We start from the raw sequence: 24,726 nt of genomic DNA on the forward strand, positions 1-24,726 counted from the left end.
GCGTAATTCGTTTTTATTTCGTTTATACTAGGTAATTATTAAAATCGGGTTGACGTGTTAATGAATACACAATAATGCCCGATGACCTTGTCACAAAGGATGTAACGAGGTATGTGAAACAACCCCATTCGGCCGGATGCTAAATGGACGTTAATTAAATTTACTTGAAGATCATTAACATGACAGAATCTTTTGCTCAACTCTTTGAAGAATCCCTAAAAACAATCGAAACTCGTCCAGGTGCAATCGTTCGTGGCGTTGTTGTTGCTATCGATAAAGACGTTGTTCTGGTTGATGCAGGTCTGAAATCAGAATCTGCGATTCCTGTAGAACAATTCAAAAACGCGCAAGGCGAATTAGAAATCCAAGTGGGTGACGAAATTGACGTTGCTCTGGACGCGGTTGAAGATGGCTTCGGTGAAACCGTTCTGTCTCGTGAGAAAGCTAAACGTCACGAAGCGTGGCTGATGCTGGAAAAAGCTTACGAAGAAAACGAAATTGTTGTTGGTATCATCAACGGTAAAGTTAAAGGTGGTTTCACTGTTGAACTGAACGGCATTCGTGCGTTCTTACCGGGTTCACTGGTAGACGTTCGCCCAGTTCGCGATACAACTCATCTGGAAAACAAAGAGCTTGAGTTCAAAGTCATCAAATTAGACCAAAAACGTAACAACGTTGTTGTGTCTCGTCGTGCGGTTATCGAATCTGAGAACAGCGCAGAACGTGATCAACTGTTAGAAAACCTGCAAGAAGGCATGGAAGTTAAAGGTATCGTTAAGAACCTTACTGACTACGGTGCATTCGTTGATCTGGGCGGTGTTGACGGCTTACTGCACATCACTGATATGGCTTGGAAACGTGTTAAACACCCAAGCGAAATTGTCAATGTTGGCGACGAAATCACTGTTAAAGTCCTGAAATTCGACCGTGAGCGTACTCGCGTATCATTAGGTCTGAAACAACTGGGCGAAGATCCATGGGTAGCTATCGCTAAACGTTATCCAGAAGGTACTAAACTGACTGGTCGTGTAACTAACCTGACTGACTATGGTTGCTTCGTAGAAATCGAAGAAGGCGTTGAAGGTCTGGTACACGTTTCTGAAATGGATTGGACTAACAAAAACATTCACCCATCTAAAGTTGTTAACGTTGGTGATGTTGTTGAAGTTATGGTTCTTGACATCGATGAAGAACGTCGTCGTATTTCACTGGGTCTGAAACAGTGTAAAGCAAATCCATGGCAGCAATTCGCAGAAACTCACAACAAAAACGACCGTGTTGAAGGTAAAATCAAGTCTATCACTGACTTCGGTATCTTCATCGGCTTAGACGGTGGTATTGACGGTCTGGTTCACTTATCTGACATTTCTTGGAATGTTGCAGGTGAAGAAGCTGTTCGTGAGTACAAAAAAGGCGACGAAATCGCTGCAGTAGTACTGCAAGTTGACGCTGAGCGTGAGCGTATCTCTCTGGGCGTTAAACAATTATCAGAAGATCCATTCAATAATTACCTGTCTGCTCACAAAAAAGGTGCTATTGTTTCTGGTAAAGTAACTGCTGTTGATGCTAAAGGCGCAACTGTAGAATTAGCTGACGGCGTTGAAGGTTACCTACGTGCTTCAGAAGCTTCACGTGACCGCGTTGAAGATGCAACTCTGGTTCTGAATGTTGGCGATGCTGTAGAAGCTAAATACACTGGTGTTGACCGTAAAAACCGCGTTATCAACCTGTCTGTTCGTGCTAAAGACGAAGCAGATGAGAAAGACGCTATCGCTTCTGTAAACAACAAAGAAGAAGCTGGTTTTTCAAACAACGCTATGGCTGAAGCTTTCAAAGCAGCTAAAGGCGAATAATTTAAGTTATTAACGGAAGGCAACGAGAGTCGTTGCCTATTTATCGGTAGTCTAGGGAGGTAATATGACCAAGTCTGAGTTAATCGAGAGACTTGCAGGCCTACAATCTCATCTTTCGGCTAAGACGGTTGAAGAAGCTGTAAAAGAAATGCTTGATCATATGGCTGATACTTTGGCTGATGGTGAGCGTATCGAAGTCCGCGGATTCGGCAGTTTTTCTCTACACTACCGTGCGCCGCGTACGGGTCGTAACCCGAAAACTGGTGATAAGGTAGAGCTGGAAGGTAAATACGTTCCACACTTTAAGCCAGGTAAAGAGTTACGTGACCGTGTAAATATTTATACGGAATAATAGTTTCCTATCAAATAGGCATAAAGTTAGTAAACTTTTTCAAAAACGGTGCTTCGGTGCCGTTTTTTATTGGGTTATCGGTTGGTATTAAGTTACGTTCTACTATTCTCTATTCTCTATTCTCTATTCTCTATTCTCTATATTCTTTATCACTTCTCTATATTCTCTTTATTAGCGATTGTTGTAAGACATTGGGCTTACCTTACGTGATCTTTATCTATTTGGCTTGAGTTAATTTTGATATTTGCCGTTATTCCATCACTTTTTAGAACAACTTCGCAAAAAATAGTGTATGCGCTTAAAACGAAAGTTTTTATTAAAAGAGAGTTCGAAAAAAATACGATTTTAACTATCTTAGATAACAATTTAACAGCATGATATTACAAGGAAAAATTAATTATATGGATGTAAAATATGATTTTATTAGCCAAGATAAAATATATTTATAGAAATAAAATAGCATTAATAAAATGGCATTATCTTTATGCTAAATATATTACAATGCTAGGGCTAAAACCTCTTAATATAGATTATCTTGCCACTATCATTATATTAAGTTGCTTACCTTTACTTATTCAACGTGAAACACTGAGTTTATCCCTGAGTTATACACTGATTATCGTAGGGATATTGTTATATTTAATTCCTTTTTCATACTTACGTTTTTTGTTGCTATTACTCTGTTTTTGGTGCTATGCAAACAGTACTGCCTCCTCTTTAATGGTCAAAACCTCTCAACTTGCTGACACCATTGCCACAATAGAAAGCGCAATTCTAGAATATCGTCGCTTGCCGGATAGCAATATAATGATTAAAGTTGCTATTCCTAAACAGCATCTCTTTTCTGCTAAACTCTATGCCAATATATATTGGCGTCATCCACCTAAAAATGTCGTAGTCGGGCAAACATGGCTGTTTAAAATTCACTTTCGTGCAGTACATAGTTATTTAAATGAGGGAGGATTTGATAGCCAAAAATATGCAGTTTCAGTAAGAGAAACATTGTCAGGAAAAATATTATCAGCCACATTAACGAATTCTCACCTTCCTATTTATACTCAATTTATTCACTATCTTTCATCTTATTGGCAAGCCACAAAAAATAGTGGTGAAATCACAGCATTAGTGTTAGGTGATAAACGAGGTATTTCTGCCGAAAATAAAATACTTTATATGAAAACAGGTATTTCGCACCTTATTGTGATTTCAGGGCTGCATATTGGCCTTGCTGCTCTGTTTGGTTGGCTGATAGCGAGAGGAGTACAATATCTTTTCCCAACGCAATGGATTAACCCACAATTTCCTTTGGTTATTAGTTTAGGTTGTGGTGTTTTTTATGCGGCTTTATCAGGATGGGGGATCCCCGCAACCAGAGCGATAATAGGCCTAACTATTTGGGTTTTACTCCATTGGCGTAGTGGGCTTTTTTTACCTTGGCAGTGGGCGATTTGGAGTGCAGCAGTGATTTTATTGCTTGATCCGCTCGCCATATTATCCGCTAGTTTTTGGTTATCCTTTTCTGCGGTATTTGCCATCATTGTTTGGTATTGGCTCTATCCATTAAATAAAAGATTTAGCCAGCAAAAACGTTGGTTTGTTATTAGACTCATTCATTTGCAACTAGGACTATTGATCATCTTATTACCCTTTCAATACTACTTATTTGGTGGTGGTAATCTTTTTAGCTTGCTTGTTAATTTATGGGCTGTGCCTATTATTTCGTTTATTACCGTACCACTTATTATGTGTGGGCTATTTACTGCCTTTTTACCTGTTCTACAACCTATTATTTGGTCATGGGTTGATCAGTCTATCAATTGGGCATTTTTCTGTGCGCCTTATTTTCTTGGGTATTGGCAACCCTGTGGCGCTGTCCCCTGGTTATTTGCATTAAGCGGTATTATGACTCTTTTAGTTATCAAAATGAGCTGGTGGCGTCATCATGTGATTATTTTGATCACTATTGCTACGTTTTTATATTGTGAACTGTCTTTCTCTAAACGTTATGATTGGCGAATAACCATGTTAGATATTGGACATGGTTTAGCTATTATTATTGAAAAAGAGGGAGAAGCGGTTATCTATGACACAGGGATACGCTGGAAAAGTGGTGGCTCTATTGCTAAAAATGTCATTATTCCCTATCTAACGCATCATCGATTACAACCTGTTGCCATGATAATTAGCCATGATCACCTTGATCATACCGGTGGTATTGACGACTTATTACGTGCTTATCCCAAGTTAACTATCCGTAGTAGTTTTGACAATCCCCAACATTTACCGTGCTTACAAGGGGGAGTATGGCAATGGAAAGACCTTACTTTCAACGCGCTCTGGCCGCTGACATTATCTCGTTCACCTAAAAATAATGATTCTTGTGTGATTTCATTAACGGATGGTAACAGTGTTATTTTATTAACAGGCGATCTGGAAAAAGAGGGGGAAGCACAATTACTGAGAAGGAAAAAAGCCTATTTAAAAGCGGATATTTTACAAGTTCCTCATCATGGTAGCCAAACATCATCCACATTGGCGTTTATTCAAGCAATATCACCAAAATATGCACTAGTTTCTGCTGCACGTTATAGCCCTTGGCGTTTACCTTCTGATAAAGTACATAACCGTTATAAAAAAGAGGCCATTGATTGGCTAACAACATCGATAAATGGGCAAATTTCTATCGAGTTTAAACACGGAAAGATTGATGTATACACCTATAGACGAGATATTTTACCTCGTTGGTATCATCAGTGGTTTGGTGTTTTGACGTTTCCCGAGTAGAATAGCCCGCTATTTATTAAAAGTTTGGTAATATATATGAATGATATAGACCTATCAACGTGGCAAACATTCCGACGCTTATGGCCGATGATTCGGATCTTTAAAGCGGGGTTGTTTGCTGCAGCAGGCGCATTAATCATAAATGCGGGTGTTGATGCATTTATGATCTCTTTATTGAAACCTCTACTTGATGAAGGTTTCGGTAAAGCAAGTAATGATGTATTAAAATGGATGCCTTTAGCCGTTATTGGCCTGATAGTTCTGCGTGGTATATCTAACTTTATTTCTAGTTACTGCCTTTCTTGGGTATCAGGAAAAGTCGTGATGAATATGCGCCGTCGGCTGTTTTCTCATATTATGGGAATGCCGGTGAGCTTTTTTGATCAGCAATCTACAGGTACGTTATTATCACGTATTACCTATGATTCAGAACAGGTCGCTTCATCTTCATCAGGGGCTTTGATCACTGTTGTCCGTGAAGGGGCTTATATCATCGGCTTATTTGGCCTGATGTTCTACTATAGCTGGCAGTTATCACTTATCTTGATTGTGATCGCACCTATTGTGGCGGTGGTGATCAGAATGGTATCAACACGCTTTAGAACCATCAGTAAGCGTATCCAAAATAGTATGGGGCAGGTGACAACAAGTGCTGAACAAATGCTTAAAGGCCATAAAGAAGTCTTAATTTTTAATGGTCAAGAAGTTGAGAATAAGCGCTTTAATCATGTCAGTAACCATATTCGTCGCCAAGGTATGCGTATGGTGGTGGCATCTTCTATATCAGATCCCATTATCCAGCTTATTGCTTCTTTTGCTTTAGCCTTTGTTTTATATGCAGCCAGTTTTCCTGAGATTATGGATACCCTGACTGCAGGGACAATTACGGTGGTCTTCTCTTCAATGGTCGCTTTAATGCGCCCATTAAAATCATTAACTAACGTTAATGCTCAATTCCAACGAGGCATGGCTGCTTGCCAAACATTATTTGCTATCCTTGATATGGAACAAGAGAAAGATACTGGCACCCTTGAGCTGAAAAAACCAACAGGTGATATTGAGTTCCGTAATGTCACTTTCCAATATATCACCAAAGATACACCTGCTTTGAAAAATCTGTCCTTCACTATTCCTGAAGGGAAAACAGTGGCACTAGTAGGGCGTTCAGGCTCAGGTAAATCTACCATTGCAAACCTCCTCACTCGTTTTTATGACGTTAATGAAGGGGAGATTTTGATCAATGGTCACGATATTCGTGATTACACATTAAGATCACTACGTAATCAGGTTGCGTTAGTTTCACAAAATGTGCATCTGTTTAATGAAACGGTAGCAAACAATATTGTTTATGCTTGTGAAGACCAATATACCCGTGAGGATATCGAGAAAGCGGCTAAAATGGCCCATGCTATGGACTTTATCCAAAAATTAGATAATGGTCTCGATACTGAAATTGGTGAAAATGGCGTGTTGTTATCAGGTGGTCAGCGTCAACGTATTGCCATTGCAAGGGCACTATTGCGTGATGCGCCTATTCTTATCTTAGATGAGGCAACTTCAGCATTAGATACTGAATCAGAGCGGGCAATTCAAGCTGCACTTGATGAACTGCAAAAAAATAGAACATCATTAGTGATTGCTCACCGTCTATCAACCATTGAAAAAGCAGATGAAATTTTAGTGATTGAAGATGGGGAAATTGTTGAACGTGGTGCTCATCTTGATTTAATTGAGCGAAAAGGCGTTTATGCTCAGCTACACAGGATGCAATTTGGCAAATGATTGAGCGGATTTGGTCTGGTAAATCGTGGTGTTACCTTCTTTTATTGCCTTTTTCATGGCTCTATGGGGCGATCAGCCTTTTTAGGCGTTTTGCCTATAAACAAGGCTGGTTGTCCTCATGGAAATCCCCCGTACCTGTTGTTGTGGTAGGTAACTTAACGGCGGGAGGTAATGGTAAAACACCAGTGGTGATTTGGCTTGTTGAGCAATTAAAAGCACAAGGCTTTAAACCTGCGGTTGTTTCTCGTGGTTATGGCGGGAAATCAGACCAATATCCTTTATTATTGTCGCCAGAAACACAGCCGGCCGTCGCAGGAGATGAACCGGTTTTAATTTATCATCGCACTGGCGTACCTGTTGCCGTTGCACCTTCTCGCAGTGATGCAGTCAAAGCGCTATTAGCGCAATATGATCTTGATATTATTATTACTGATGATGGATTACAGCATTATGCCCTACAGCGAGATTATGAAATCGTCGTTATTGATGGACAACGGCGTTTTGGTAATGGCTGGTGGTTGCCCGCAGGGCCGATGAGAGAGCGCGCTCATCGTCTTGATTCTGTTAATGCGGTTATTGTCAATGGTGGTGATTGTCAAGCGAATGAAATAGCGATGAGTTTAGAGGGAGAAATCGCGGTAAATCTAAAGACAGGTGAGAAAAAAGCCATTACTGAGTTGGGTAATGCAGTTGCTATGGCAGGGATTGGTCATCCTCCTCGTTTCTTTAATTCCTTGCAAGATAAAGGGGTTAAGTTAATTGCAACTAAAGCCTTTAATGATCATAGTGAATATACCCTACAAGAGTTACAAATACTGACGCCTCACCAAGAGCCTCTGATTATGACAGAAAAAGACGCAGTTAAATGCCAGCATTTTGCGCAAAACAACTGGTGGTATTTGCCTGTCAGTGCGGTATTGAAAGATCTATCTGTGCTAAATCAAGTCAGCCAATTAGTGACAACGCGAAAAAAACTTGTATATGATCTGAAACAATGATATTTATAATGGAAATCAGGATAGCGTTACATAAAGATTACCTACCCACTAATCGCATACCGCTTTTGTCGTAGTTCAATTTAACTCGCTAATACCCTATCTACTCAAAAGCCTTGTGTGGAGAGTTTTTAGATCTTTATTGTAGAGTTAATATTGTTATGCTGTGGATATTATTCATGCTTGATAGTTAAAATGCTTTCGAATAGAAATTACTTTATCATTTATATCAAGCAAGTTTATTGATAGGTACAGGCTACAATATAGAATATGTCATATATTTGTCATGAATATTTTGTAGTTTAGTGTCTGTTCAATAAATAGTTATCTAATTTAGCTATCACGATTTTGAACATTTATATTGAATAATAAAATGCACTACTTAAATTAATGTGTTCAGAATTTAATGGGGTTTTATATAAGAAGACTTAATAAAAAGTAGAATGCATGTGTATAGAAGATAAAAACTATACAAAGAACAAAAGGAGTTTATCTATCATGACATTACAATTAAGAATGGGTCGCGTAAAATGGTTTGACAATAATAAAGGATATGGTCTTATTGTTGCAAAAGATCTTGAACAAGATATTTACGTCAATAAAAAAGCGATTGCCAATACAAAAAATAAAGCACTAACCGAAGGCCAAGACGTTGAGTTTTCTGTTATCAAAACAGCAGCAGGTCTAGAAGCCGCTGATGTTATCGGGTTCTAAATAGTCGACACCTATAATAAATGGGTGAGACCATGTTTTAACCTATTGATTTAATTAAAATCTATCATTACGTTGATGCAAAAAGGATAAAATAAGACGTTATCACTGATTGCTCAAGGTAATATAAAATGGTTGCCACGTTAATTAGAATGCAATAAAGATAATAAAAAGGTTAAATTATTATCAATAAAAGCGGAATGTAATTCTTTATTAATGATGTTGCAGACAAAACGATAAAAGGCCACATTATTGTGGCTTTTTTGTTGCTTATAGTGAAAAAGAAAATAGTAAATTTATTAATAGAGAAAATATTTAGCGAATAATTACCAAACCCGCGGTGTAGAGTATTAACGCTGATCCTTCCTTATGATATCCTTTTATCCTATAACATGATTAACCCTTGTGAGGGACAAAATGGATCACCGCTTACTCGAAATTATTGCTTGCCCAGTTTGCCATGGCAAACTTATCTTTGATAAAGAAAATTCAGAGCTTATCTGCAAAATTGATCATCTCGCTTATCCTGTTCGTGACAATATTCCGGTTCTACTAGAGAATGAAGCCAGAGAGTTGTCATTAGAAGAGGAAAAATAACCTAATGTTTACGGTCATTATCCCAGGTCGATATGCGTCGACTCGGTTACCCGGTAAGCCACTTGCTGATATTCATGGCAAACCGATGATTGTTCGTGTTATGGAACAAGCAAAGCGTTCAGGTGCTAAACGTGTCATTGTTGCAACTGATAACTTAGATGTGGTTCGCGCTGTTGAACAAGCGGGTGGAGAAGCGTGTATGACCCGTGAAGACCACCACTCAGGTACAGAGCGTTTAGCTGAGGTTATCGAAAAATATCAATTCGCAGATGATGAGATAATCGTTAATGTACAAGGCGATGAACCACTCATTCCACCCGCAATTATTACGCAAGTGGCAGAAAATTTAGCTAATTGTGGTGCAGGTATGGCAACTCTTGCTGTGCCTATCGTCGACTCAAAAGAAGCCTTTAATCCTAACGCTGTAAAAGTGGTTATGGATGCGAAAGGTTTTGCACTGTACTTTTCTCGAGCCACTATTCCTTGGGAAAGAGATCGTTTTAATCTCTCTCATGATGAAATAGGCGAGCATTACTTACGTCATATCGGTATTTACGCTTATCGTGCAGGCTTTATTCGTCGTTATATTACTTGGGAGCCAAGCCCATTGGAGTCTATCGAAATGTTAGAGCAGCTGCGTGTATTGTGGTATGGCGAGAAAATCCATGTAGCAAAAGCGCTTGAAGTACCGGGTGTCGGGGTTGATACTCAAGATGACTTAATTGCCGCGAGAGCCGCTTTTCGGGCACTAAACCAAGAGTTCTAATATTTGCAGTATATTGCAAATTAATGTTTAACGGCACTGGTATTCAGTGCCGTTGTTGTTTTCTTCCATCGATAAAAAAGAGGATTGATTACTTTTTTACCTAATGATCTCATTCTTCATACGCTATTTTATGCCATTGTCAGCTTCATTTTTATTCTCAATAACCGCCTCTACACTAGATGGTTCGCTAGGTTTTATGGTTTGCCAAATCGAGCCGATAAATTCATACCATGCTCGCTCACTATGCTGAAAATAATACGCGGAAGGGGTATATTTTTCCCAAGGATGCAGAGGGGTAGTAATGGCTAGCTGATAAGCAGGTGCAACAATAGGGTGCATACCTCTAGCTAAAAAGAAACGTTCTGCCCGCGCTAAATGGTTTGCTGAGGTCACCAATAAAAAAGGTTGTTTACCGATAAGTTTATCCACTTCATACGCTTCTTCTTCGGTATCTTTAGGTTGGGAAAGGGCGATCGTTTTTTCTGCTGGAACACCTAATGATTGTGCAACTTGTGCAGCCACTTCGGCGCTACTTATTTTATTGACGCCGGCACCACCGGTAAAAATTAAGCTGGCATTAGGATAACGATAATAAAGCCTTACGCCTTCAGCAACACGAAATAAGCTATTATTTAGCAGGTTAGCACTAGGAGCCCATTCAGGATTATAAGTAAAACCGCCCCCTAAAACGACAATGTAGTTAACATCTTGTGGTGAGTTTTCGCGTAATTCATAACGTGCTTGAAACGCTTTTTCACTCGGCATCAATAGAGTATCTGCGACAGGTTGCATGCCTAACAGCGTAAGTAACACAATCACGATAGTGAGTACGCTTTTTCCTGTTTTTTGCCAACGAGTAAACCACAGTAAAATAAGCGCAAAAAAAGCAATTATTAATAACAGCGGTAGTGGCATGATTAGGCTACCAAGATATTTTTTGAGCAAAAACAGCATAAATCTTCCTAAGTTGAGTGAAATGTCAGCAACTGAGAGTAAAAATCTAGTGAAAACTAGGGGATTGATAAAGCATTGTGTCAAAATAGCGTATAAGTATAGTTTTTACTAAATGCTAACGAACAGAAATACTCACTAATTTAGAAATTGTAAAACGATAAACGTTTGAGCGTTAATTTTTTCATTAATAAGCGTTATATTTATACTGCGCTTTGCGAATAATCTGATTCATGGCTTATTTTGTGATTGAAAACAGCCAGTATCATCGAACACTGGTAAAATTGTTGTCTTTGTTTACCTTCAGTACAGTGTCTCATATTTTTGAATTTATCAGAATGCAAAGAGCGCAAGTAACAAGTTGTTATCATGAGGCGTTTTAATGTCAGACCGTAATTTTGACGATATTGCTGATAAATTCTCTCGCAATATCTATGGCACAACAAAAGGAAAAATCCGCCAAGCGGTGATTTGGGATGATTTACAACAATTATTAACTCAACTCCCTGATCGTCCGTTGCGTATTTTAGATGCGGGGGGTGGTGAAGGTTATTTTTCCAGACAACTGGCAAAATTAGGGCACCAGATAATTTTATGTGATCTATCACAAGAGATGCTTAACCGCGCACAAGAAGCGGCTATTGATGAAGGTGTTGTCAATCAAATGACGTTTATTTGTTGTGCAGCACAAGAGATAAACCAGCATCTAGATGATGGTGTTGACTTAATTCTATTCCATGCCGTATTAGAGTGGATCACAGATCAGAAAAACGCCATAAATGTACTTACCGATATGCTACTTCCTAATGGTATCCTATCGTTAATGTTTTACAATGCGAATGGCATTGTCATGAGAAATGCTATTTTGGGAAATTTCCATTTGGCAAATCCGGAAATACCACGCAGAAGAAAACGCTCATTATCCCCACAAAATCCGCTACAACCTGAGGATGTTTATCAATGGTTAGCGTCATTTTCAATGACGATTTTAGGAAAAACGGGAGTGCGTGTTTTTCATGACTATTTGCAAAGTCGTCAGTTGCAAAATAAAGATTTTCCAGCGTTGCTTGCCTTAGAGCAACGCTATTGTCGGCAAGAGCCCTATATCAGTCTGGGGCGTTACATTCATGTCATGGCACAAAAGTGTGTAAATTAAGGATGTACTATGAGTGATTTTACCCAGACCGTTCCTGAGTTAGTGTCTTGGGCGAGAAAAAATGATTTCTCTATTTCACTGCCACCGGAAAGATTAGCTTTTTTGATGGCAGTTGCTGTATTAAACAGCGAACGTCTTGATGGCGAGATGAGTGAAGGGGAGTTGATTGATGCCTTTCGAGAGGTGTGTAAAGGCTTTGATCAACCCGCAGAATCAATACAAGTTCGTGCTAATAATGCCATTAATGATATGGTCAAGCAGCGGCTTTTTAACCGTTTTACCAGTGAACTGGTAGAAGGTAATGCGATATATCGTTTAACGCCATTAGGTATCGGCATCAGTGATTACTACATTCGTCAACGTGAGTTTTCATCACTACGCTTGTCAATGCAGCTGTCAATTGTGGCAAGTGAGTTAGATTCAGCGGCAAGTGCCGCAGAAGAAGGTGGTGATGCATACCATTGGCATCGTAATGTTTTTGCACCGTTAAAATATTCGGTGGCTGAGATATTCGATAGCATCGATTTATCTCAACGCATTATGGATGAACAGCAAAATATCGTTAAAGAAGATATTGCTGCACTATTAAACCAAGATTGGCAAGCTGCCATTTCAAACTGTGAACAATTACTATCTGAAACCTCTGGGACATTAAGAGAGTTACAAGACACACTGGAAGCGGCAGGGGACAAATTACAAGCAAATCTATTACGTATTCAAGAAGCGAATATGAGTTCAGGCCATGTCGACCAAATAGATACTTTAGTCTTTGAGTTACAAAGTAAACTTGACCGTATTATTAGTTGGGGACAGCAATCTATCGATTTATGGATAGGTTACGATAGGCATGTGCATAAATTTATTCGCACGGCGATAGATATGGATAAAAACCGTATTTTTTCACGTCGCCTACGCCAATCCGTACAAAACTATTTCGACAGCCCATGGGCATTAACTTATGCTAATGCGGATAGGCTATTTGATATGCGTGATGAAGAGCTTGTGTTGCGAGATGAAGAAGTGACCGGGGAATTGCCTGAAGAGCTGGAATATCAAATGTTCAGTGAAGTAAATGAACAAATTGCTCAATGGGTTGAACAAGAGCTGGCTGCTTATAAATTAGAACAACGAGCGTTAGATCTCAGTTCAGTATTAGTTGAGTATCTTAATCGTTATCCACAACAGAAGCATTTTGATGTGGCACGGATTGTCATTGATCAAGCGGTACGATTAGGTGTCGCGCAAGCTGAACTTGCAGGATTGCCAGCAAAATGGGCAGAAATTAACGAATATGGAGCTAAGGTACAAGCGCATGTCATCGATACATACTGAACAATTTATACCAGCTAAATTAGCACAGGCATTAGCGAATTCACTTTTTCCTGAACTGGATAGTCAGCTACGTGCAGGTCGACATATTGGTATAGACTCACTAGATAACCATGCTTTTTTGATGGACTTTCAAGATGAGTTAACAGATTTTTATGCGCGTTATAATGTCGAATTAATTCGAGCACCTGAAGGCTTTTTTTATTTACGCCCCCGTTCAACGACGCTTATTCCTCGTTCAGTGCTTTCTGAAATGGATATGTTGGTCGGCAAAATTCTTTGTTATCTCTACCTTAGCCCTGAGCGATTAGCTAATCAGGGGATCTTCACTGTACAAGAATTATTTGATGAATTACGCACACTGGCCGATGAAAGCAAATTGTTACGCTTAGTTAATCAACGCTCAACAGGATCGGATTTAGACCTACAAAAACTGCAAGAGAAAATGAGAACGTCACTTAACCGACTACGTCGTTTAGGGATGATTTCGTTTTTACCCAATGATACGCAACGTTTTTCAATTACTGAATCGGTGTTCCGCTTTGGTGCTGATGTGCGTAGTGGTGACTCTCCTCTTGAAGCGCAAATGCGTATGATCCGCGATGGTGAGGCTATGCCACTAGAGCAAGATAGCGAGCCAAGTGATAACGATGAACAGGAAGATGAGCAATTAGAGTCCAGTGAAGATGATGATGCAGAGGAAGAAAATAAATGATTGAACGAGGAAAATTTCGCTCATTAACATTGATCAACTGGAATGGGTTTTTTGCTCGTACTTTTGATTTAGATGAATTAGTCACGACTTTATCCGGTGGTAACGGAGCGGGTAAATCCACCACCATGGCGGCTTTTATTACCGCGATGATCCCCGATCTGACTTTACTTCATTTTAGAAATACCACTGAAGCCGGTTCAACCAGTGGCTCTCGTGATAAAGGATTATATGGGAAATTACGCCCGGGAGTTTGTTACGCTGTTTTAGATGTGATTAATTCCCGCCATTTACGAGCTGTCGTTGGCGTACGCTTACAACAAGTTGCCGGACGAGATAAAAAGGTTGATATCAAACCTTTTATGATCCAAGGGCTACCTATTGCTGAAAATCCAACAGAAATTTTGACGCAAGCTGTCGATGGACGCCAAGCACGTGTTCTACCACTTAATGAATTAAAAGAAAAAGTAGAAGCGATAGAAGGCGTTGTTTTTAGACAATTTAACTCGATTACTGATTTCCACTCTGTACTCTTTGATTTAGGGGTTATTCCGAAACGTTTACGCTCAGCAAGCGATCGGGCAAAATTCTATCGTCTTATTGAAGCTTCATTATATGGCGGTATTTCAAGTGCCATCACTCGTTCTTTACGCGACTATTTATTACCTGAAAATAGCGGAGTAAGAAAAGCCTTCCAAGATATGGAAGGGGCATTACGTGAAAACCGCATGACCTTAGAAGCTATTCGGGTCACTCAATCCGATCGTGATCTGTTTAAACATTTAGTTACCGAAGCGACCTCTTATGTTGCCGCGGACTATATGCGTCATGCTAATGAAAGACGAGTACACCTTGATCAGGCTCTATCTTTACGTAAAGAGTTGTGGGATCAGCGTAAAGCGATTAACAATGAAGCTTATCGCTTTATTGAAATGGGCAAAGAGTTAGAAGAGCAACAAGCGTTATCGGCTGATTTGGAAACGGATTATCAAGCCGCCAGTGATAGACTTAATCTTGTACAAAATGCGGTGCGCCAACAAGAAAAAATCGATCGCTATGTTGCGGATGTTGAAGAAATCACATTCCGTTTAGAAGAGCAAAGTGAAGTTGTTGAAGAAGCAACATCAAAAAAAGAAGAGTTGGAAGCGCGAGTTGGATCTGCGGAAGAAGAAGTTGATGAACTGAAAAGTCAATTGGCAGATTATCAACAAGCGTTAGATGTTCAACAAACCCGAGCTATTCAATATCGTCAGGCGGTACAAGCATTAGAGCGTGCGAAAGCACAATGTGGCATTGATGATTTAGATGAAACCAATGCCGAGCTATGGGCTGAACGTATTCAAGCAAAAATTCAATCCATCACGCATTCATTACTTTCTATGGAGCAGAAACTCGGTGTTTCTGATGCGGCCAAAACGCAATTTGATCAAGCCTATAAATTGATCACCTCGATTGTTGGGGAAGTTGAGCGTCAAAATGCGTGGAGTGTGGCTAAAAGCGCATTACGTGAATGGTCATCACATCGCCATCAAGCCGATCGTGTTCACCCTATTCGGATGCAATTAGCTGAATTAGAGCAACGTTTACAGCAAAGAAATAATGCTGAACGTCAACTTGCAGAGTTTAATAAACAGTATGGCAAAAATGTTGAGCCTGATGATCTATTTACTCTACAAGAAGAGCTAGAAGCAAAGATTGAAGAGCTGAGCGATTATGTTAGTGATTCTGGCGAACAGCGTATGCAAATGCGCCAAGAGCTTGATCAACTAAAACAACAAATTGAAAAATTAAGAAAACAAGCGCCAGTTTGGTTTGCTGCACAAGATGCTTTAACGCAACTGTGTGAACAAACGCATCAATCTTTTGAAACAAGCAATCAAGTTACTGAATATATGCAACAGTTACTTGAGAAAGAGCGTGAAGCCACGGTTTTGCGTGATGAAACCGCTGCTCGCAAACAGCAAATTGAAGCTCAAATTGAACGATTAAGTCAGCCTAGTGGGGCTGAAGATGGCCGATTAATTACTTTAGCAGAACGCTTTAACGGGGTTTTATTATCGGAGATTTACGATGATATCACCTTAGATGATGCGCCTTATTTCTCAGCATTATATGGACCTGCGCGCCATGCGATTGTGGTACAAGATCTCAGTGCGATCGAAGAGCAGTTAGCTTCTTTAGAAGATTGCCCGGAAGATCTCTATTTTATTGAAGGTGATCCACAATCCTTTGATGATAGCGTATTTAATGCCCAAGAGATGGAAAAAGCGGTACTTATTAAAAGTTCAGATAGGCAGTGGCGCTATTCACGTTATCCAGAAATTCCATTATTTGGCCGTGCAGCACGAGAAAACCAGCTAGAAATATTATCCCGTCAACGAGATGAGCTGTCAGAGCTATATGCTACACAGGCCTTTGATGTGCAGAAAATTCAACGTGCACACCATGCATTTAGCCAATTTGTTGGGCAACATATTTCAGTGGCATTTGATGCCGATCCTGAAGAAGATATTCGCCAATTAAATCAACGTCGTAATGAATTAGAGCGCGAGTTATCACAATATGAAGAGGGCACTCAGCAACAACGTCAGCATTATGCGCAAGCCAAAGAGTCGCTCAATTTATTAAATAAACTCATTCCTCAAGTCAATTTATTATTGGACGAAACATTAATTGATCGTGTTGAAGAGCTACGTGAAGAGCTTTATAACGCAGAAGAGTCGATGCGTTATTTACAGCGTCATGAGAAAGCATTAACTGCGTTAGAGCCTATAGCCTCGATTTTACAAAGCGATCCACAAGAGCATGATCAATTAACACAAGATTATCAATACGCAAAAGAAGAGCAGCAACGTTATCAACAACAAGCATTTTTGCTGGTGGAAGTGGTTCAGCGTCGTCCACATTTTAGTTATAGCGATGCGGTTGAAATTGTCAGTGAAAATAACGATCTTAATGAAAAATTACGTCGTCGTTTAGAAATGGCTGAAACAGAGCGAGCGACAGCGAGAGAGTTATATCGTCAACAGCAGGCACAATGTGATCAGTTTAATCAAGTACTAGCCTCACTAAAAAGTTCTTTTGATACCAAATCAGAACTATTAAGAGAGCTTGAGCAAGAGATGAAAGAGACTGGCTTGCAAATTGATGCGGGTGCAGAAGCGCGAGCCAAAGAGTTACGTGATCAACGTTATGCTGCGGTGAGTGCTAACCGTACGCGTATTAGCCAACTTGAGCGTGATATTGCGCTTAGTGAAGCTGAACGTGAAAATATGGCGAAGAAAATTCGCAAATTAGAACGTGATTATGGCCAAATGCGTGAGCACGTCGTCAGCGCTAAAGCCAGTTGGTGTGCTGTTATGCGTTTAGTGAAAGAAAATGGTATGGAGCGCCGTTTACATCGTCGTGACTTTGCCTATCTTTCAGCGGATGAGTTACGTTCAATGTCGGATAAGGCGCTAGGTGCGTTACGTCAGGCTGTGGCGGATAATGAATATTTACGGGATGCATTACGTCGCTCTGAAGACGCAAAATACCCTGATCGTAAAGTCCAATTCTTTATTGCGGTTTACCAACATTTAAGAGAACGCATTCGACAAGATATTATCAAAACCGATGATCCGGTTGATGCTATCGAACAGATGGAAATTGAATTAGCTCGCTTAACCGAAGAGCTAACCAGTCGTGAACAAAAACTGGCGATCAGCTCTCGCAGTGTGGCAAATATTATTCGTAAAACTATCCAACGTGAACAAAATCGCATTCGCATGCTAAATCAGGGCTTACAAGCGGTTTCCTTTGGTCAGGTTCGTGGTGTACGGTTAAACGTTAATATTCGTGAAAGCCATCAAATCTTACTGGATGTATTATCGGAAGAAGAAGATAGCCAATATCAAGATCTATTTAAAAACCAAAACCTAACCTTCTCTGAAGCGATGGCAAAACTGTATCAACGCTTAAATCCACAGGCTGACTTTGGTCAGCGTATGCCACAAACGGTGGGTGAAGAGCTACTTGATTACCGTAACTATCTTGAGATGGAAGTTGAAGTTAATCGTGGGCCAGAAGGTTGGTTAAAAGCAGAAAGTGGTGCGCTATCAACAGGTGAAGCCATTGGTACAGGTATGTCTATCTTAGTGATGGTGGTTCAAAGTTGGGAAGAAGAATCACGACGCTTAAGAGGAAAAGATATTTCGCCTTGTCGTTTGCTCTTCCTTGATGAAGCCGCACGTTTAGATGCGAAATCTATCGCAACCCTGTTTGAACTGTGTGAACGACTTGATATGCAACTTATCATTGCTGCACCAGAAAATATTAGTCCAGAAAAAGGCACAACTTATAAATTAGTGCGTAAAGTATTTAATGGAAGCGAGCATGTTCATGTGGTCGGATTAAAAGGCTTTGGGCAACAAAGTGAAAAAGATAAACATTTATCCGAAAATATTGCAGATAGTTGATGAAGGATCATGATGAGTAAGTGAATAACCTTATAATATAACTTATTGTTTTCATTATTTTATATTTTGGTTATTCATGAGTGTTAATGGCATTTAGTATTTTTATCACAGTTATTAGTACAAATCAGTGTACAAATTTTATAGCGTGACCCCTCAATAAAAAGGGAAGTACTAAATGCCCCTCATCAATTTATATCGATGTTAAAGTAATCAATAAAAGTGGAAACAGAGGATAGCGACAGGTTTGAGTGGAACAAAAACATGTGCTTTAAGCCTCATTGACTATTTACATCCCTCATCGCAGTATTGCTGTATTTCATTGAGTAATCTGCCTACATGGAAGCCATCACATACGGCATGATGCACTTGAATTGCTAGTGGCATCAGAACTTTATCTCCCTGCGTATAATATTTACCTATTGTAAATACAGGGGCAAAGAAATTGTTTATATTCGCCACATTCAAGTTAAAACTGGTGAAACTTACCCAAGGATTTGCTGACACAAAAAACATATTTTCGATAAATTCTTTTGGAAAATAGGCTAGATCGTCACCGTATTGTGCTATATCTTCTGAATAAGTTTTCAAAAAATGATTGATATCTTTGTGGTAGTAACTCCATAAAGATGAAAATGTTTCGGTCTGTTCATGAAAGATAGTGTACCCAGGGTTAACACTATCCCATATCACCAATTCCCCGTCTTTCATTGCCATGCGGAATTCTGCATGTTTATTTACCAATCGGCTAATGATGTATATAAATGTCGGATAGAATTTGTACCCATTTTGCTTTACGGTTTTTAATAATGAAGTAATATCCAGTTGAACGGTCTGGCTAAAGGTGCATTGAGCAAAAGACTGAAATGCTTCAAAGTGTTCTTTTCGTCCCCATTGGGATAGATCAACAACAGTATATCCCACGCGCTTTGTGTCCATGTTAGCTTTCCTGTTTTCTAATCCAAATTTAAATTAATTGTATATTACTTATAAATTATTAAAACAATTTCGAACCTCTATCTGTAGATAAACCCATAACCTATGGTAGGTAATGGGTTTTTCTTGGTTAATTTTAAAATGTTTATTTTTTACCAAAAAATGTTTCAAAAATAACAGAGTCATTGATGTATTCATTTGGGAACGACTTAGATAACAACGGCACTATCTGCTTTCGTAGATAGTGCTTTCTTTTTTCAAAGTGTTAGATAGATCAAAAAATGAAAGTAAACTAACAAAAGAGTACCTGCCTAAATAAAATAACGTGCGCTATATCTCATTTAAATGTAATTATGATGTTTATTATTATCACCTTCTGTGATTAATATAAAAATTAAAGGAAAGAGAATGCGTAAAGTCACACTTACTCTTAGTGCAATTGCGTTGGCGTTAAGTTTAAATGGCGCAGCAATGGCAAAAGTTCATATGCCAGAAGTTGTTAGCCCAGGGGTTACTGTTACTGAACTTGCACATCAGCAACCAATTAAATGGGTTTCTGTTGCAGAAATTGAAAAAAGCTTAGAAGGCCAAGCACCAATGGCGGTAGGTTTTGATATTGATGACACCGTTCTGTTCTCAAGCCCAGGCTTTTATCGTGGTAAACTGGAATATTCTCCTAACGATTTCAGTTATCTGAAAAACCCAGAATTCTGGGAAAAAATGAACAACGAATGGGATAAATTCAGTATGCCTAAACAAGTCGGTATCGATCTTGTTCAGATGCACTTAAAACGCGGTGATACTGTTTATTTCATTACCGGTCGTACACAGACTAAAACAGAGACTGTGACTAAATATGTTCAAGAAGGTTTAAATATTCCTGCAGACAAAATGCAACCTGTTATTTTTGCCGGTGACCAACCTGGCGCAAATAACAAAGTAAGCTGGATGCGCGATCACAAACTGAAAATTTACTACGGTGATGCAGATGCTGATATCGCAGCAGCTGATGAGCTAAATATCCGTGGGATCCGTATCTTACGTGCTGCTAACTCTTCTTACCAGCCGTTACCTAAAGCGGGACAATTTGGTGAAGAAGTGGTTATCAATTCAGAGTACTAATCTGTCTCTGTGCTGTTGACCTTTATTTGTTAGGCGTAGGAAACTACGCCTTTTTTATTTTGGGTTTCTTTATAAAACAAAATAGAACCATATGATAGATTAAATCTATATACTTTCTATTTGAATATTTATTGTGCACGGTATTGTGAGTATTTAGTATTTATACTCTTATTTAATATAAAAAGTGTATTAAGCATCTTTTTATGATGATTTAAGTGCCTATTGTTGAAAAGATTTTATAAAACTTTACAAATATTAGTTTATTCCTATAAAACTCTTTGTCTAACTCATCTAATATTTTACGATAGCAAAATAATAACAAGGGATGAGGCACTGAGGACTATGGCGCAACAAGCAATTAAAAGAGCAATAACATATTCGGTCGTAATAGGTACACTTCTCTCAGGGCATAATGTTATTGCCTCAGAAAGTGAAACGCCACTGCTATTCACATCAGAAACACCTGCATTAGTACCCGCATTCACAGAAGACGTGGCAACACAAAATACATTAAATTCACCATCAGTGAGTAAGCAGGAAGTTAGCACTAAACTACAATCTTGGTTACCAAGCGAATATAAACCACTTTACTTTAAGCAACTCGTGGATGTTTATCAAAGCAATGATTTAGCACTGATTTGGCAAGATGAACAAATTACACAACAACTAGAGCAGCAACTGGCAGAGGTTGCCTTAACTGGAATTCAACCACAATTTGGACGTTGGTTAACGCTATTAGAAACAGCACAATTAACGCCAGAAGCACGAGATATTATTTTATCTGACGCTTTTTTAGGTTATATCAGCTTTGTTGAACAGATTAATCAATCAGGAACAACACTGTTATATCGCGCTGCGATACAAGCATTACCGGCACCAACTGTGCAAGCTGTCGAGCATTTCCAACTCAATCTACAACAAAATACCTTAGGGCGCTTTGTCGTCTCCTTTGCACCCTCACACCCTTACTATCCATTAATGAAAGAGGAAGTGCGCAAACAGCTTCATCAAGAGGTTATTTGGCCCGTCATGGAAGGGAAAAATTCATTAAAGCCAAACCAATCGGCAGAAGAAGTTATTGCATTAAGACAAATATTGCGTAACTTAAATTTACTGCCTCAATTGGCTGAAAATGAGCAAGAAGTAGCAACAACGATTTATGATGAGCCTTTAATTGCTGCTGTAAAATCGTTTCAAGCGGCCCATGGATTAGAAACTGACGGTATTATTGGTAGACAGACGCGTAATTGGTTAAATATGACACCAATACAGCGTGCTGGAATTATGGCATTAAATATACAGCGGTTACGTTTAACCCCACCTATTGGTGACACTGGAATTTGGGTCAATATTCCTGATTACTCCCTCTATTTTTATGCTAATAATCAACTGATTTTAGATTCAAAAGTGATTGTTGGTCGACCAGATAGAAAAACCCCCATTATGAGTAGTGCGCTTAATAATGTTGTGGTTAATCCGCCTTGGAATGTACCTACTAGTATGACGCGTAAAGATATAGTTCCAAAAGGAAAGGCTGATCCTAGTTATTTTAGCCGTAAAGGTTATACGATTTATTCAGGGTGGGGGAATGACGCCTATCCAATTAGTCCTTACGATATAGATTGGGAAAACATCTCTGCGGCTAATTTTCCATATCGCATTTGGCAAGCCCCTGGGCCAACTAACTCCCTAGGCCGATATAAATTTAATATGCCAAACTCTGAAGCGATTTATCTGCATGACACACCAAACCACAATTTATTTACTAAAAATATGCGAGCAATTAGTTCAGGTTGTATTCGTGTGAATAAAGCGGCGCAATTAGCGACGATATTATTAGGTGATGCAGGATGGAAACAAGATAGAATTGATGCAGCCTTAAAACGAGGTTCAACACAATATGCACCAATTCCAGAACGTATCCCTGTCTATTTATATTATCAAACAGCTTGGGTAGCAGAAGAAAATGCCCCTCAATATCGAGCAGATATTTATAATTATGACCAAAGCATTAATAATGCAACCTCTTTTTTAGAGAATATTAAGAAATATTTGTAATAGAATAGATGGCTAACAACAATAAAGAGTAAGCATTATGCTTGCTCTTTATTTTTTATAAAAATCAGTGAGATAAAATAATTTCATTCAGTTTTATTAATAAATTTTAAAAAATAGCTATTATTTTTAATCTATTTTTAGAAATAACATTAATATTAATAAAATGTTAATTGCTAACACGGCTATTATTAATAATAAAACATAAACTTTTATAAAATAATATCAATGATATGTTTACAAATCTATACAAACAATAAGCAACAATTTAAGAAAAATATTGTCATAATAAAGGTCTGTTCTTCCTTCTATCATTATTTTGAGTGTAGCTATCATGGATATTGTTGATTCACATCGTCGTAAGTGGTTAGGCCTTGGTATGGCTGCTGTTGGTTTAGGTTTACTTCCCTCACATGCATTTGCATCATTAGCAACTCCCCGACCGAAAATTCTTCGCTTTAATAATTTAAATACTGGTGAAACTATTAAAGCCGAGTTTTTTGATGGTAAACGTTATAATAAACAAGAGCTTGCTAGACTAAATCATCTTTTTAGAGATCACCGTCAAAATAAAGTTAAAACTATCGATCCAGCCTTATTTGATCAAATCTATCTGTTACAGGTGATGTTAAACAACAATAAAGCCGTTGAACTTATTTCGGGTTATCGTTCACTCGCGACTAATAATCATCTACGTCAACACACCAGCGGTGTTGCGAAAAAAAGCTATCATACCCGTGGTCAAGCAATGGATTTCCGTTTAGTAGGTACAGATTTATCTAAAGTACGCCAAGTAGCACTAAGAATGAAAGCGGGAGGAGTGGGTTATTATCCACGAAGTAATTTTGTTCATATCGATACAGGACCCGTGCGCTCATGGTAATCTATGTAATAAATAAATAAATAGATATAGATTAAGAAAGCGCGGAGTAAGCTATGATGTATCACATTATACCTGTGACAAATTATATGCAAAATTGCACCCTTATCTGGTGTGATGATACCAAAGAAGCGGCCATTGTTGATCCCGGTGGTGATGTCGAAACATTAATTGCAGAAATTGAACAACGTCAATTAAAGTTGACTAAAGTGCTATTAACTCATGGTCACTTTGATCACGTAGCAGGAACAGCTCAAATTGTTGAGCATTTTCATGTGCCTGTTTATGGGCCACATAAAGATGATAACTTCCTTATTGAAGATTTAGAACAACAGTGTCGTATGTTTAACTTCCCCAGTGGAAAATCTTTTACGCCTGATCAATGGTTAAATGAAGGGGATACTGTCACTATTGGTAAAACCATTACTTTGTCGGTTTTACATTGTCCGGGCCATACACCTGGCCATATTATTTTTGTTAATCACCAAAATAAACTTATCTCGATGGGAGATGTATTATTTCGTGAAAGTATTGGTCGTACTGATTTCCCTCGTGGTAATCATGCCGATCTGATTGCCTCTATCAAAAATAAAGTATTACCACTAGGTGATGATTATCTATTTATCCCCGGCCATGGCCCTATGTCTAATTTAGGTCATGAGCGTCAATATAATCCTTTCTTACAAGATGAAATGCCCATTTGGTAATTTAAAATAAAGCAAACTCTTTAAGCCCTTTATATTAAAGGGCTTTTTTATAGATGAAAAATTAAAAATGATATCGCTCATCGTCGGTAAAATTAAATATTTTTGCTGATACTATAACCTGATGTTCCTGCACAAATATGGTTCCAAGAGATACTTTCATATCGAATAGTAATATCTTCATAAGGCTGGGCATCTGCATGCGTTAGTGAATTAGGGTAATGTGCCGATATATTGGTAATACTGGCTTTTGTTAGCTTAATGGTATAAAACTTTTCTTGATTGCCGTTTGAACTTGTTCTATAGAATTCTAGCTCGCACTCTAATAATTCATTATTTGTTATTGCAACCCCAAGTAAGGGTGAAGATTTATCTATAGGTTTTGAAATTACCACAGGAGAATGATTTAAATTTTGTGCTCGAGTTAAATCATAATCAAATGAATACACAAATATCTGATCTTCATGTCCGTGCTGATATTTATTGCCTATAGATCCTAAAGTAGAGCACCCTTTAGATATATCACCTTGAGATTTCCCTATTATCTTTAAATATATTGAATTAGCCATTATTTATAACTCCTTTTT

19 protein-coding genes are annotated in these 24,726 nt (G+C 38.7%); 16 read left to right on the forward strand and 3 right to left on the reverse strand.

From position 1 onward, the window contains the following. Nucleotides 1-179: 179 nt before the first annotated feature. The 8 genes from rpsA to kdsB all read left to right on the forward strand — a co-directional run bounded on the left by rpsA (nt 180) and on the right by kdsB (nt 9,840). Nucleotides 180-1,853, forward strand: a complete 1,674-nt coding sequence (gene rpsA / locus HMPREF3129_RS11240) for a 30S ribosomal protein S1 (protein ID WP_036920030.1) — start codon at nt 180-182, stop codon at nt 1,851-1,853. Nucleotides 1,854-1,917: 64 nt separating this feature from the next. After that, nucleotides 1,918-2,205 carry an integration host factor subunit beta gene (gene ihfB, locus HMPREF3129_RS11245; RefSeq protein WP_004244587.1) on the forward strand — a complete coding sequence of 96 codons (288 nt, stop codon included), beginning with the start codon at nt 1,918-1,920 and terminating at the stop codon, nt 2,203-2,205. Nucleotides 2,206-2,619: 414 nt separating this feature from the next. Continuing rightward, nucleotides 2,620-4,989, forward strand: a complete 2,370-nt coding sequence (locus HMPREF3129_RS11250; RefSeq protein WP_036920031.1) for a DNA internalization-related competence protein ComEC/Rec2 — start codon at nt 2,620-2,622, stop codon at nt 4,987-4,989. Between the two features lie 36 nt (nt 4,990-5,025). Further along, complete coding sequence (gene msbA, locus HMPREF3129_RS11255) at nt 5,026-6,771, forward strand: lipid A ABC transporter ATP-binding protein/permease MsbA (RefSeq protein WP_004244589.1); 1,746 nt, start codon at nt 5,026-5,028, stop codon at nt 6,769-6,771. Next, a complete protein-coding gene (gene lpxK, locus HMPREF3129_RS11260; RefSeq protein WP_004244590.1) occupies nt 6,768-7,769 on the forward strand; it encodes a tetraacyldisaccharide 4'-kinase in 1,002 nt (333 codons plus the stop codon). Before msbA ends, lpxK begins: the two co-directional genes overlap by 4 nt. A gap of 495 nt (nt 7,770-8,264) precedes the next feature. Next, on the forward strand, nt 8,265-8,480 hold the full coding sequence (locus HMPREF3129_RS11265; RefSeq protein WP_004247631.1) for a cold-shock protein: 216 nt from the start codon (nt 8,265-8,267) through the stop codon (nt 8,478-8,480). A gap of 414 nt (nt 8,481-8,894) precedes the next feature. Continuing rightward, nucleotides 8,895-9,074, forward strand: a complete 180-nt coding sequence (locus tag HMPREF3129_RS11270) for a Trm112 family protein (RefSeq protein ID WP_004244593.1) — start codon at nt 8,895-8,897, stop codon at nt 9,072-9,074. A gap of 4 nt (nt 9,075-9,078) precedes the next feature. Then, on the forward strand, nt 9,079-9,840 hold the full coding sequence (gene kdsB / locus HMPREF3129_RS11275; RefSeq protein ID WP_004244594.1) for a 3-deoxy-manno-octulosonate cytidylyltransferase: 762 nt from the start codon (nt 9,079-9,081) through the stop codon (nt 9,838-9,840). Between the two features lie 123 nt (nt 9,841-9,963). Here the strand turns inward: kdsB and elyC are convergent, their stop codons facing one another. Further along, nucleotides 9,964-10,794 (reverse strand): envelope biogenesis factor ElyC, encoded by an 831-nt coding sequence (gene elyC, locus HMPREF3129_RS11280; protein WP_070487040.1) that lies wholly within the window; start codon nt 10,792-10,794, stop codon nt 9,964-9,966. Between the two features lie 379 nt (nt 10,795-11,173). Here elyC and cmoM point away from each other — a divergent pair, with 379 nt between their 5' ends. Genes cmoM through mukB form a run of 4 tightly spaced genes read left to right on the forward strand, consistent with a single transcriptional unit; the run spans nt 11,174 to nt 18,445 of the window. After that, nucleotides 11,174-11,947, forward strand: a complete 774-nt coding sequence (gene cmoM / locus HMPREF3129_RS11285) for a tRNA uridine 5-oxyacetic acid(34) methyltransferase CmoM (protein WP_004244596.1) — start codon at nt 11,174-11,176, stop codon at nt 11,945-11,947. Between the two features lie 9 nt (nt 11,948-11,956). Beyond that, a complete protein-coding gene (gene mukF / locus HMPREF3129_RS11290; RefSeq protein ID WP_004244597.1) occupies nt 11,957-13,279 on the forward strand; it encodes a chromosome partition protein MukF in 1,323 nt (440 codons plus the stop codon). Further along, nucleotides 13,260-13,991: a chromosome partition protein MukE gene (mukE, locus tag HMPREF3129_RS11295; protein WP_036920034.1), complete on the forward strand. Its 732-nt coding sequence runs from the start codon at nt 13,260-13,262 to the stop codon at nt 13,989-13,991. The genes mukF and mukE overlap by 20 nt, the downstream gene beginning before the upstream one ends. Beyond that, nucleotides 13,988-18,445, forward strand: a complete 4,458-nt coding sequence (gene mukB, locus HMPREF3129_RS11300) for a chromosome partition protein MukB (protein WP_017827041.1) — start codon at nt 13,988-13,990, stop codon at nt 18,443-18,445. The genes mukE and mukB overlap by 4 nt, the downstream gene beginning before the upstream one ends. 282 nt (nt 18,446-18,727) lie before the next feature. On the opposite strand, the gene catA is transcribed toward mukB, so the two are convergent. Further along, the gene (catA, locus tag HMPREF3129_RS11305) at nt 18,728-19,381 is read right to left on the reverse strand and encodes a type A chloramphenicol O-acetyltransferase (RefSeq protein WP_036920036.1); all 654 of its coding nucleotides are present in this window, start codon (nt 19,379-19,381) and stop codon (nt 18,728-18,730) included. Nucleotides 19,382-19,786: 405 nt separating this feature from the next. Here catA and aphA point away from each other — a divergent pair, with 405 nt between their 5' ends. The 4 genes from aphA (at nt 19,787) to HMPREF3129_RS11325 (ending at nt 24,142) form a co-directional block, all read left to right on the forward strand. After that, nucleotides 19,787-20,500: an acid phosphatase AphA gene (aphA, locus tag HMPREF3129_RS11310; RefSeq protein WP_004247637.1), complete on the forward strand. Its 714-nt coding sequence runs from the start codon at nt 19,787-19,789 to the stop codon at nt 20,498-20,500. A gap of 342 nt (nt 20,501-20,842) precedes the next feature. Next, nucleotides 20,843-22,558 (forward strand): L,D-transpeptidase, encoded by a 1,716-nt coding sequence (gene ldtD, locus HMPREF3129_RS11315; protein WP_036920038.1) that lies wholly within the window; start codon nt 20,843-20,845, stop codon nt 22,556-22,558. Between the two features lie 331 nt (nt 22,559-22,889). Next, complete coding sequence (locus HMPREF3129_RS11320) at nt 22,890-23,438, forward strand: peptidoglycan L,D-endopeptidase MepK (RefSeq protein ID WP_004244605.1); 549 nt, start codon at nt 22,890-22,892, stop codon at nt 23,436-23,438. A 53-nt stretch (nt 23,439-23,491) separates the two neighbouring features. Beyond that, on the forward strand, nt 23,492-24,142 hold the full coding sequence (locus HMPREF3129_RS11325) for an MBL fold metallo-hydrolase (RefSeq protein ID WP_004247640.1): 651 nt from the start codon (nt 23,492-23,494) through the stop codon (nt 24,140-24,142). A gap of 92 nt (nt 24,143-24,234) precedes the next feature. Here HMPREF3129_RS11325 and HMPREF3129_RS11330 read toward each other — a convergent pair whose 3' ends face one another. After that, entirely contained in the window at nt 24,235-24,708 is a 474-nt protein-coding gene (locus HMPREF3129_RS11330; RefSeq protein WP_004244607.1) for an Hcp family type VI secretion system effector, read from the reverse strand. Between the last annotated feature and the right edge of the window lie 18 nt (nt 24,709-24,726).

This window comes from Proteus sp. HMSC14B05 (assembly GCF_001808035.1).
GTDB classification, from domain to species: Bacteria; Pseudomonadota; Gammaproteobacteria; order Enterobacterales; family Enterobacteriaceae; genus Proteus; species Proteus mirabilis.